Annotated in this window: 9 protein-coding genes; 7 read left to right on the top strand and 2 right to left on the bottom strand. The window is 64.4% G+C overall.

The window, feature by feature from the left end; translation table 11 throughout:
- Window positions 1-23: 23 nt before the first annotated feature.
- Complete coding sequence (locus ACQY76_RS12895; RefSeq protein ID WP_428029139.1) at window positions 24-1,097, bottom strand: ornithine cyclodeaminase family protein; 1,074 nt, start codon at window positions 1,095-1,097, stop codon at window positions 24-26.
- 107 nt (window positions 1,098-1,204) lie between these two features.
- Between ACQY76_RS12895 and ACQY76_RS12890 the strand changes: the two genes are divergently transcribed.
- From ACQY76_RS12890 to ACQY76_RS12860, 7 genes are all read left to right on the top strand, one after another.
- Window positions 1,205-2,017 carry a phosphosulfolactate synthase gene (locus ACQY76_RS12890; RefSeq protein ID WP_428029138.1) on the top strand — a complete coding sequence of 271 codons (813 nt, stop codon included), beginning with the start codon at window positions 1,205-1,207 and terminating at the stop codon, window positions 2,015-2,017.
- Window position 2,018: 1 nt separating this feature from the next.
- The gene (locus tag ACQY76_RS12885; protein ID WP_428029137.1) at window positions 2,019-3,422 is read left to right on the top strand and encodes an MmgE/PrpD family protein; all 1,404 of its coding nucleotides are present in this window, start codon (window positions 2,019-2,021) and stop codon (window positions 3,420-3,422) included.
- Window positions 3,423-3,509: 87 nt separating this feature from the next.
- Window positions 3,510-4,274 carry a GntR family transcriptional regulator gene (locus ACQY76_RS12880; protein ID WP_428029136.1) on the top strand — a complete coding sequence of 255 codons (765 nt, stop codon included), beginning with the start codon at window positions 3,510-3,512 and terminating at the stop codon, window positions 4,272-4,274.
- 96 nt (window positions 4,275-4,370) lie between these two features.
- Window positions 4,371-5,345 carry a tripartite tricarboxylate transporter substrate binding protein gene (locus tag ACQY76_RS12875; protein ID WP_428029135.1) on the top strand — a complete coding sequence of 325 codons (975 nt, stop codon included), beginning with the start codon at window positions 4,371-4,373 and terminating at the stop codon, window positions 5,343-5,345.
- 289 nt (window positions 5,346-5,634) lie between these two features.
- Window positions 5,635-6,135 (top strand): sigma-70 family RNA polymerase sigma factor, encoded by a 501-nt coding sequence (locus ACQY76_RS12870; RefSeq protein WP_428029134.1) that lies wholly within the window; start codon window positions 5,635-5,637, stop codon window positions 6,133-6,135.
- A gap of 65 nt (window positions 6,136-6,200) precedes the next feature.
- A complete protein-coding gene (locus tag ACQY76_RS12865; RefSeq protein WP_428029133.1) occupies window positions 6,201-7,130 on the top strand; it encodes a FecR family protein in 930 nt (309 codons plus the stop codon).
- 143 nt (window positions 7,131-7,273) lie between these two features.
- Window positions 7,274-10,819, top strand: a complete 3,546-nt coding sequence (locus ACQY76_RS12860) for a TonB-dependent receptor domain-containing protein (protein ID WP_428029132.1) — start codon at window positions 7,274-7,276, stop codon at window positions 10,817-10,819.
- 190 nt (window positions 10,820-11,009) lie between these two features.
- Here the strand turns inward: ACQY76_RS12860 and ACQY76_RS12855 are convergent, their stop codons facing one another.
- Complete coding sequence (locus tag ACQY76_RS12855) at window positions 11,010-11,891, bottom strand: FUSC family protein (protein ID WP_428029131.1); 882 nt, start codon at window positions 11,889-11,891, stop codon at window positions 11,010-11,012.
- Window positions 11,892-11,915: the final 24 nt, after the last annotated feature.

Genomic DNA, 11,915 nt, shown 5'->3' with positions numbered 1-11,915 from the left:
GGTTCGGCTCCTATCGGCGCGCATCAGGGATGCACCGTCTCGGTAAACCATTCGCCCGGCAGCTTGTGCCCGGCGCCGGCGGCCAGCGCCTTGGCATAGAGCACCGCCCCGGTCGCCGCGAACTGGTAGCCAACCCCGTGATAGTTTAGGAAACAGGTGATTTCGTCCGGGGTCTCGCGCCCTGCCGCCTGGCCGGCGACGAGTTGGGCCAGCGAGGGCGAGCGGGTCAGTGCCTGCAATTCGGGATCGCCGACGATCTCCTTCGTGCCCTCGCGATAATCCACCCCCGTGGCAATGACGAGGTGATCACTCCCCATATTGTCCGGGTCGTGGATGATGACGCGGTCCACCGCCTTCAGCACCTCGGGCGGCAGTTCGCGGTCACGGATCGAACCCACATGCATGCCCGGCTCCAGCCATTCGCGGTGGAGCACCGGCTGCAAGCTGTTGGTCGCGCACAGCACGATGTCGGCGCCGCGCACGGCAGCCTCGGCCGTCTCGGCCGGCACCACCGGCAGGCCGAGCTGCGCCGTCATCTCCCGCGCGAAGCGGGCGCGGCTCTCGGAATTGGGGCTGAAGCAGCGGATCTCTTCAATGGGACGGGCGGCGGCCACGGCCATCGCCTGCGCGCCGGCCTGCCAGCCGGTGCCGATAATGGCGGCAACGCGCGCATCCTCGCGCGCGAGATGCCGCACGGCGAGACCGCTCGCCCCACCGACGCGAAAGCGCTGTACCACCCCGTCCGGAAAGATCGCCAGCGGCTCGCCCGTATCGGTGCTGAACAGCATGACGAGGCCGACCCAACGATTCCCCGGCGCGGCCGGCACCTTCACCTTGCGCCGGCGGCCATCCGTCTCGGGAAAGGTGAGGATGTCGGAATTGAGCCGGAGCGAGCCGATCTTCAGGCTTGGCACCACGCCGCCGACGAGCTTCAGGCAATACACCGCGTCCTCGCGCGCGGTGCGAGTCAACATGTCGGAGCGGCGCCCATTCAGTGCGGCGCCTGCGGCGGCATCGCCATAGGCGGTGGCGAGCGCGTCCATGCATTCGCGCATCGTCAGAAGACGCTCGGCGTCCTCATTGGACAGAACCAGCAATCCGCTTCCTCCCTTGGTGAGCGCCGGGGCGCTCCCCTCGCGTCTCTTGCGCAACTATTCTGTCTTATATAAGACATGAGATATCAAACAAGCCCTCGGGGAGAAAAATGCCCGCCCAGACAAACCCGCCCCCCCTTGTGGACTCCGACCCCTTCGCCTTTTCCTTCGTGCGCATGGCGCCTCGCCCCTCGCGGCCCCGCGAAAGCGGCCTCACCATCGTCGCCGACCGCGGCATGGGCCTCGCCCGCGCTACCGACCTCATCGACGCCGCGGGTGACCACATCGACTTCTTCAAGTTCGGCATGGGCACCTACCGGCTGATGAGGCCGGACTTCATCCGCCGGAAGATCGCCCTGCTGAAAGAAGCCGGCATCGCCGTGTTCTTCGCCGGCGACATTACCGAAGCCGCCTTCATGCAGGGCGTGTCGCGGCAGTTCTATGCCGAGGTGAAGGCGTTCGGCGCCGACGCGGTGGAGGTCTCCAGCGCCCAGGTGGCAATGTCGCTCGACGACAAGTGCCGGCTCATCGGCATGGCGCGCGAGGCGGGTCTCAAGGTCGTCGCAGAGGCCGGCCAGAAGGGCGCCGAGGACTGGACAAAGAGCGGGGCGTATATCGCTCGGCAGATCGAAGCCTATCAGAAGGCCGGCGCCTGGAAGGTGCTGGTGCAGGCCGATGGCATCAGCGAGGACGTCGAGTCGAACCGCTGGGACGTCATTCTCAACATCGCCGCCCGCTTCGACATCAAGGACCTGATCTTCCAGGCCAAGGACGGCGCGGCGCAGAAATGGTACGTCGGCACCTTCGGGAATGCCGTCAATCTCGATGTCGACGACCACCAAGTGATCGAACTGGAACTTGCCCGCCGGGGTATCCGCGGGCGTCACATTTTCGGCCTCGTCGGAAGCCTGGAGAACAACTGACATGTCGCATGCCACCGCCACCGACGAAGCCGCCGTTTTTCAGGGCACCGCGCTCGCCGAGAGCATTTCCGCCGTCCTGACACGCCTCTCCCTCGAAGAGATGGGGGCCAAGGCGCAGGAGATGGCGATCAGCAACCTCATCGACATGACCGGCCTGTGCGTCGCCGCACGCAACTCCGACTATATCGCCTCGCTCATCGAGGGGTGGGATGGTGAGGGCGAATGCACCGCCATCGGCCACTCCCGCCCGCTGGACGCCGCCGGCGCCGCGCTGATCAACGGCACGGCGACGCATGGCGAGGATTTCGACGACACGTTGGAAGGCGCGCCGATCCGCGTCGGCGCCATGGTGCTGCCGGCCGTGCTGGCGGCCACCGAGCGCTATCACCGCACCGGAGAGGACGCGCTGCGCGGCATGATCGCCGGCATGGAGATGGTGTGCCGCTTCAACCATGTGGTGCCCGGCGCCATGCACAAGGCGGGGTTCCACCCCGTCGGCATCATCGGCGTGCTGGGGGCGACGGCCGGCGCGGGCGTGGCGCTCGGCCTTGATGCCCGCCAACTCACCCTCGCATTCGGCATCTCCGGCAGCTTTGCTTCCGGTATTGGCGAGTTCCTGACCGAAGGCGCCTGGACCAAGCGCATCCATCCCGGCTGGGCCGCGCAGTCGGGCTACCGCGCCGCCTTGCTGGGACGCGCCGGCTATGTCGGGCCCCGCACTGTTTTCGAGGGGGCGCGCAACATCTTCAAGGTGTTCAGCCGCGACGCCCAGCCGAATTACGAGCCGCTGCTCAAGGGGCTCGGCGAGGAGTGGCTCATGGAAAAGATCGCCTTCAAGCCCTATGCCTGCGGGACGATGATCCACCCCTTCATCGACTGCATGATCCGCTTCCGCGAGGAAGGCATCGCGCCCGAGCGCATCGTCTCCATCGAGTGTGAGACCGGCGAAGGGCTGGTCGACCGGCTGTGGGAACCGCTGGCGGTGAAGCATCGCCCGCCATCGGGCTATGCCGCGAAATTCAGCATGCCCTTCTGCATGGCGGTCGGCTATTTCGACGGCGACGCCGGGCTGGAGCAGTTCACCGACGTCAAGGCGAAGGACGAGCGCATTCTCGCGCTGGCCAGCAAGATCCGCTACGTCATCGATCCAAACAACGAGTACCCGCGCAACTATAGCGGCCACATCAAGGTGACGCTCGACGACGGGCGCGTGGTCGAATATCGCCAGCCGCATTTCCGCGGCGGCGCGCGCGAACCATTGACACGCGCCGAGCTGGTCGCCAAGGCGCGCGGCAATGTCGCCTATGGCGGCCTCTCGCCGCAATTCGCCGACGACCTTCTGCGCTTCTGCCTCGAACTGCCGAGTTGCCCCGACATGTCTATGCTGGGCCGCTTCCGCACATGACGGTGCGGCACGGCTCCGCAGGCCCGAAGGGAATGCTATGACGTCCTCGTCACACCGAATCCGACGATGGGAAAGTGCGGACGCCGCATGAGCCAGCCAGTTTCACAACCCCGCCCGCCCGCCGGCGTCCTGCCGGAATCGATGCCGCTTTATGCGCAGATCAAGAATCTGCTCATCGCCCGCGTCATCAAGGGCGAGTGGGGGCCGGGCGAGTTGCTGCCGAGCGAAATGCGGCTGGCGGCGGAGTACAGCGTCCACCAAGGCACGGTGCGCAAGGCGCTGGACGAAATGGCGGCGCTGGGCATCGTCGTGCGCCAGCAGGGCAAGGGCACCTTCGTAAATGCCTCGTCCATGCGGCACAGCACCTATCATTTCTTTCGCGTGCTGCCGAAGTCCGGCACGGCGATGGAGGCGCCTTCGACCGAGTTCGTCTCGATCGAAACGGCGCCCGCGACGGAGGAAGAGCATGCCCATTTGCGCATGCCGACCGCGCAGCGTGACGTCGTTCGCTCGCTGCGCATGCGGCGTTTCGGCAGCGTTCCGAAGATCGTCGAGCGGGTGGCGCAGCCCGCCTATCTGTTCCCCGGACTTGCGGACCTCTACCGGGAACTGCTGCCGGAAACGACCTATGGCATCATAGAGCGGCGCTACCGCGTGCTGGTGGTCAAGGTGGTGGAGCGGCTGACGGCCGTCGCCGCCTCCGCGGAGGACAGCGCGCTTCTCGACGTGCCGGTCGGGACGCCTCTGCTGGAGGTGGATCGCCTCGCTGCCGCGATCGACGGACAATATGTGGAGTGGCGCGTGAGCCGGTGCCTGACCGACGCTCACGAATATGTCGTCGAACTGACCTGAGCCAAGTCGCCGTGGGCAATTGCGCTTCTGGCAAAAACTAAGTCTTATATAAGATATAAATCGCGCAAACGCGATGTTCATCCCAGGGAGAGAAACATGCCGTTGAAAATCGCAGTAGGACTTGTGGCATCGCTTACCCTTCTCTGCGCGGGTAGCGTGGCTGCGCAGTCCAACAAGTACGATTACCCGGTCACGACGGTGACCCTGACCACACACTCCAAGCCGGGCTCGGGTTCCGACCTGTTCCTGCGCAAGCTCAGCAAGGCCCTGAGCGAGGAAATGGGCATCACCTTCGTGGTCGACCACTGGGCCGGCGGCAGCGGCGCCAAGGCCATGGCGCAGCTTTCCAAAGCCAAGCCGGACGGCTCCGTCTTCTACGCCACCACGCCGACCCATGTGACGACCTCGCTGCTGAGTGCGCCGCCGGTGACCTACAAGGACATCGACTATGCGGTGAACGTGTTCTTCGACCCGGAGATCATCTACGCGCTGTCGAGCAGCCCCTTCAACACGATGAAAGATGCGGTCGATTGGTCGAAGGCCAATCCCGGAAAGGCGCGCTGGGGCGGCTCGACCGCCGGGTCTTTGGAACGCCAGATCCTCGAGCGCATCAACAGCGCCAACGATGCCAAGGCGATCGTCATTCCGCAGGATGACGGCGCGGCGCTGCTGATCAATGTGCTCGGCGGCAGCGTGGACCTCGGCGTCGGCGAATTGCAGGAACTCAACAGCTACATCGAGGCCGGCAAGGTGAAGGTGCTCGGCGTCTATTATCCCGACCGCCTCAAGGCGCTGCCCGATGCGACGACGATCCAGGAACAGGGTCTCGACAAGGATGTGATCCGCAAGTTCCGCGGCCTCGCGGTACCCAAGGGCGTCCCGCCCGAGACCATCGCCAAGCTGGAGAAAGCCGTGCAGGCCATCCTCGCCGATCCCGCCTTCAGGAAGGAATACGAGGCCGACGCCCTCGTGGCAGGCTATATGAGCCAGGCGGATTACCGGGTCTTCATGGCGAACTTCGTCATGGAGCAGGAAGGCTTCCTGAAGCAGTTCGGCATCACCCAGAACTGAGCACCGGGCCAGCTTCCGCAACCACCGCGCGAAAGCGTTACCGCGCACACGGGAAATCGGGCCACCCGGAAAGGGGCGGCCCTTTTCTCATGGTGGCTACGATCAGGCCGCACGCACCGATAGCGCGGCGTCTCTGCCCGCCAGCCGAGTGCGCCATTCCGCGCAGGACCCAACGCGATGGGATCAGACCCCCGACCACTCTAGAAATCATATAAACAATTGAATTTGCATTGTTTTTGACTCCACGCTAAGGCGAGGCATGGGATCTGCCTCACCCTCATCGGCTGACTTGGATGGCCTGTTCCGGGAGTATCACCGTGAACTCGCAACGTTCGCCTATCGCAAGCTGCGTGACCGTGAGGCGGCGTCCGATCTCGTGCAGGATGCGTTCGTCCGGTATATCGCGCATGTGCGGCAGACCGGCACGGTTGCCGAGACGCCCCGGTTCTTTCTCTGGCGGATCGCCAGCAATCTCGTTCTCGACATCGCCCGCCGCGAGCGACGGCGCGGTCAGATGGTGGCGCTCGATGCCGTGTCGCCCCACGAACTGGCGGACATTGCCCCCTCGCCCGAGCGCCGCCTGTCGGCGCGGCAGGAATATGGCGCGCTGCGCCGGGCTCTCGACGAATTGCCGACCAACGCCCGCACAGCGCTCCTTCTCAACCGGGTTGAGCAGATGACGCATGCGCAGATCGCCGTCCGGCTCGGCGTCTCGTCCAGCATGGTCAACAAGTACATTTCGCGCGCGCTCACGCATTGCGTCGTCAGGCTCAGCGAAGCCGGCTTCTAGAAAATCACCGGCCGCGGTGTCATGAAGAGACTCTCGCGCGTCTTTAACGTCATGGATGGTCTCCCATGAGGCGCAGGACGAGTGCTCCTACCACGAACGAACCGCTGACGGAGCGGGCGCTTTCCTGGCTGGTCCGTCTGCATTCGGGCAGTGAGACGGAGCAGGACTGGATCGATTACCACGAGTGGAAGATGGCTCATCCGAGCCATGCCGGGGCCGCTGCGCGCGCGGAACATGTCTGGAGCCGTCTCGGCCCGGCCTTGAAGCCGTCGCGCCCGGCTGTGCGGAAGGTGGCGGGCGCGCTCGTCCTGTTCGCCGCCCTGGCCGGCGTGGGTGCTTCCGGATTCTTCTCCAGTTGGTTTGCAGACCAGGCAACGCAGGTCGGGGAAGTCCGCATCGTAGCACTCGATGACGGCTCTTCCCTCGTCATGGATTCCGCCACGAGCGTCGATCTCGATTTCAGCGCCGCCGAACGGCGGCTGCGCGTGCTCGAAGGCCAGATCTTCGTCAAGGTCGCCGCAGACGCGTCCCGTCCCTTCATCGTCGAAGCGGGCGGGGGCGAGGTGCGGGCGCTCGGCACCGCGTTCAATATACGCCGGGACGGGGCGCGCACCGATGTCAGTGTCGCCGAGCACAGTGTCCGCGTCTCACTGGCCTCGGCAGGCCGTGTCGATGTCGGCGAGGGGCAGGGCGTCGACTTCGATCCCGCGACAGGCCTGAGCACGCCTCGCGCGGTCGACGTCGAGGACGTGACGGCCTGGCGGCGGGGCGAAATCCTGTTCGAGGGGCGCCCGCTCGGCGAGGTGGCCCGGGAGATGGGACGGTACCGGCGCGGCGCCATAGTCTTCATGGACGACACGCTCAAGCAACTTCCCGTCACCGGTGCCTTTTCCTCGCGGAATGTCAATGAGTTTTTCCTTGCTCTTGAGCAAACGCTGCCGGTGAGGGTCACGCGCCTGCCTTATCTCATATTGATAAGGCGGGCGGCCGAATAAGAGAGCAGCAACGAATTGGATTAATTATGATCTTTTGCTTCGTGCTGTCAGGTTCCTCCTGAACCGCGTCTTTCCCTGTTGAGGCCCCGCAGGGGGCAAAACGCTTGACAGAGGATTTGACGATGCGGCTCGACGGGAGGAGCATGTTCCGAAAGGCGCGCCTTGCGTTCTTTCTCGGGTCTACAACCCTGGCGACGCTGGCCTATGGCCCTCCGGCGATGGCGCAGCAGCAATTTTCCTACAGCATCCCGGCGGGAAGCCTCGGCCGCGCCCTCAACGCCTGGGCGCGCGCGTCCGGCATGACCTTCCTCGCCTCGGCGGAGGTCCTGAGCGGGCGGAGCACGCAGGGGCTGACGGGCACTTACCCCCCGCATCAGGCGCTCGAGGCGCTGCTGCGCGGGACCGACCTCGCCTACAATGTCAGCGGCGCGACGGTGACGATCCGCAACGCGGGCGAGGGTGCCGCCACGGGCGGCACGGTTGACGATGCGATAGCCCTCGACGTCATCACGGTTTCCGACGGTGGCAATCCCGTAGATAGGCCGTTCGAGACGGCGGCGCCGGTTGCCTATATCTCGCGCGAGACCATCGAACGCTTCCGTGGGAGCAGCCCGGCCGACATTTTCCGTGGCACACCCGGAGTAATGTCGGGCGAAGCGCGCAACGGGGCCGGCGCCGTCGATGTCAACATACGCGGCATGCAGGGCTTCGGGCGCGTCGCCACCACCATTGATGGCGCCGAGAACGGGGTGACGGTGTATCAGGGCTATCAGGGGCTCTCGAACCGCACCTATGTCGATCCCGACCTGCTCGCCGGCATCGAGATCACAAAGGGGTCGGATGTCGCCTCACGCGGCATCGCCGGCACCGTGGCGATGCGCACGCTGGATGCCGGCGACATCGTCAAGCCGGGCGAGACATGGGGCGTGCGCGTCAAGGGCGAGTTCGGCACCAATTCGGCGGAACCCGAGGCGGGCGCGAAGGGCGGCTATCTCTGGCCGTCCACGCCGTCCTCCACTCCCGTCGCCGTGCCCTCAGCGTCCGGCATGGACCGTCCTGGCACCCTCGACCCGAGAAATGGCTCGGCCAGTTTTGCCGCGGGCGTGAAGGAGGAGAACTACGATCTCTTCGCCGCCTATGCCTATCGCAATCGCGGGAATTACTTCGCCGGCGAGAACGGACCGGGGGCGAACCCGGTCAATACCGGACCAAGAACCGTCTGCGGCACCTACACCTGCGCCGACTGGCCGGAGTATGTCGACAATACAGGCCTCACCAATTACCGCGCCGGTGAGGAGGCGCTGAACACGCAGCTCGAAACGGAATCCTGGATCACCAAGGCGACCATGCGGTTCGGCGACGGCCACAGCCTGCAGGCGGGCTATACGGGGTATCGCGCCGAGGCAGGCGACCTGCTGGCCTCGCGCTTCACCGGCGAACGTGGCCAGTCCACCCAGCAGGAACAGACGGCGGGCACGACGGTGGATACCGGCACGCTGCGCTATCGTTGGGATCCCGACGACAACGACCTGATCGACCTGAAGTCCAATCTCTGGACGACGCGGCTGGAACTGCGCAATCCGCGGCGAGGCTCGACCATACCCACGCCGGAATCGCTCGGGCTGCCGGCGGGCTATCGCACCGGCTCGGACACGGTGATGTGGGGCGCGGACGCGACCAACACCTCCCATCTGAGCTTCGAGCGATACGGCTCGCTCGACCTTGTCACCGGCCTGTCCTACCTCAACGAGGACACGCGTCCGAGCGACTATTCCCAGGCCCTGGAAGGCTGGCTCAATCTGCGCGATGCGGCGCGCGAGGAGGCGGCGGTGTTCAGCAAGGTCGCCTACCAGCCGCTGGACTGGCTGACGCTTAATGCCGGCCTGCGCTATTCGCATTACTGGTCGGATGACCGCTCCACCAATTCCAACAGCGCCTATGTGAACCCGGAGCCGGAGCGCGACGAAGGCGGGTTCAGCCCGTCGGTCGGCGTGACGGTGGAACCGGTCGACGGCGCACAGCTCTATGTGAACTACTCGAACGCGCTGCGCTTCCCGAGCCTGTTCGAGGCAGGATCCGCCTTCACCATCATTCCCAACCCGGACCTGAAGCCGGAGCGATCCAGCAACTGGGAAATCGGCGCCAACTATGTGAGGGACGGATTATTCTCGGCCAACGACCAGGGAATGCTGAAGTTCAGCTATTTCAACTGGGACGTGAAGGACTACGTCACCCGGGAATTCCGCGCGTTCCAGGGCGACGGCTATGAGTGGTTCGGCATGCAGGTCTACAATATCGACCGGGCGAAATTCGCCGGCCTCGAATTTTCCGCCCGCTATGAAAATGCCGGGTTCACCGCGGCATTCGGAGCAAATTACTATCTGGATATCGAGTATTGCCGCACCGCTGACAATTGCGACAGCAAGACATTGTACGGAGATTACGCCACCAATCATGTGCCGCCGGAATATATGGTCAACCTGACGCTGTCGCAGAAATTCCTCGACGACACACTGACTTTGGGGGGCCAGGTGTCGTATATCGGGCCGCGCGCCATCGGGCACGGCCAGGTGACGGCTCAGGGTGCCGCCCAGTTCATCACGCAGATAAATTGGGACCCCTATCTGCTGGTGGACGTGTTCGCGGAGTACAAGATCAATGAAAATCTCACGGCCAGCATCCGCGTCGAGAATCTGACGGACCAGTACTATGTCGATCCGTTGGGACTGGTGAACCAGCCTGGTCCCGGGCGCACATTCTATGCTGGCCTGACTGGTACATTCGGCGGCGACCAGCCGATGCCCACGCTCATGCCGCCGCTTCGGGGTCATGAGCGCGGGGTGGACTGGACCGGGCTTTATGCCGGCTTCCACACGGGCGGCGTTCTGGCCCATATCGGCGGCACGACAACGACGATCAGCGGCTCGCCGAACAGCATTGCCGGCACCGAATCCGCCAATCTTGATCTGCGGGACAACTATTTGTGGGGCGCTCAAGGCGGCTTCAACTACCAGCTGACGAACGGCTTCGTGTTCGGCATGGAGGTGGATGTCAGCAAGACCTATCTCACCGGCTCCCAGAAGGCCCTCGCCACGGAAGGCACTTTGGCCGGCACGGGGATGCTCCAGGCGGAGACCCATTACGACATCGACCTAATGTCGAGCATACGTGGCCGCATCGGCTACGCCTTCGAGAACGGGCTGTTCCTCTACGCCACCGGCGGCGCGGCATTCGCCAGGGAGAACACCACGCGCGACCAATACATCTCCGACAATGCGTGGGGCTCTGATTCCTTCGGCACCTCCACCAAGATCGCGTCGACGGAAACAATAAAGCTCGACCGGAGTGGATGGACGGTTGGCGGCGGCGCGGAATATGCCATCAGCGACAGATGGTCGATCAAGGCGGATTACAGCTTTACCCGCCTCACGGCGAAGGCCGCCGAATTTTCCAATGCGCGGGCGGGTGTCGGCAAAGACTATACGACCACCGAGCAGACCGGCGCGACCATCGAGCCACCGGACCCGTTTCTCTGCGAAATACTCGGCGGCGACTTCTGCCTGCCGACCGAAATTCCGACCTACATGACCACCAATCACCCCGGAAGTTCAAGCGTTACAGACGGCCGCAGCGCATCGAACTCAATCGACCTGCACATGGTCAAGATTGGGTTGAATTACCGATTTTAGAATCTTGTCGCGCTCGTACGTCTTCCGCCTCGACGACGCCTTGGCGCGGGGATGCTGCGCGGGCGCGAGCGTATCGACACCCGCGCCCGGACTTCTCATGGACGACGCCCGCAGCCAGCCAGCGCCCAGAGCAAGACCAGCGGCAGGTAGAAGTCGAAGAAATCGAGCGTATAAAACAGCGGATTCCACGTCATAGAAGGCGTTCATCAAGAGTGGCGAGATCGAGGAAGGCGTGGTCGCGCAACAGGCGATCATCAAGAAAGCGCAGACTCGCCGCGACTTCCACCACCATGCGCACCGTGCGCGAGCCCGGCTTGACATCGGACGCCTCCAGCGCGGGCCACATTGTTGCCGGGGCGGCTCTCGCATCGCCCGGCGCCGCGGCGCGCGATGGCGCCGGGAATAGCAGCGCCGCGAATAATTGCAGGCGCGCGCCGAGCGCCTCGCGTGCCGTCCACGGCAGGTGCGGATCCTCCATCGCCTGTCGCAACCGGCCGAGTTCGCGCGCGCTCGAGGCGCAGGCGAGCATGCCCCGCAGCAAGCTGTCATGCTCGGGACGCGCGAGGGAAAGCTGCGGCAGAAGGGCGCCAAGATTATCAAGAATATCACGCGCCACGTGCGAAGCCGCGCGCTCGCTACGTGCGATGTCGGGCAGGAAGCCCCCTAACGTGCGCTGGACAGCTCGGCGCCGGGACGCTTGAGTCGTCGCGGGCACAAGGCGCGCCACCAAGAGGCAGACGAACATGCCAAAGACCAGGCCGAAGCAGAAATTGGCGAAGACGAGCGGATCGGGCGTGAAGACGTTCCCGGTCGCCGCCGCCGCGACGTAGAAGATGGTGAAGGTTCCCGCCGATCTGGCATAGCGCGGGGTTCCCATCAACAGGCCGGCCGGCAGAAGCACGAGGAGCAGGAACATCGCCAGCGCTTCAAAGCCCAATAGAAGCATTGATTGTATCTCATTCGTCTGGCGCTCGGTCGAGTATGGGGAAAGGCAGGCGCCTCGCGGAGGCCGTCTCTGAGGCATGAATTTTCCGCAATCTTTGGCGGCCAGCAGGATGATATCCGTCGCCATTCGTGTTCTCCTACGGAAGGGGTT

Origin of the sequence: Ancylobacter sp., assembly GCF_965279025.1 — a bacterium.
Classification (GTDB): Bacteria; Pseudomonadota; Alphaproteobacteria; order Rhizobiales; family Xanthobacteraceae; genus Ancylobacter.
Note: the sequence above shows the minus strand (reverse complement) of the source record. Positions and strands in the feature narration are given on the sequence as shown.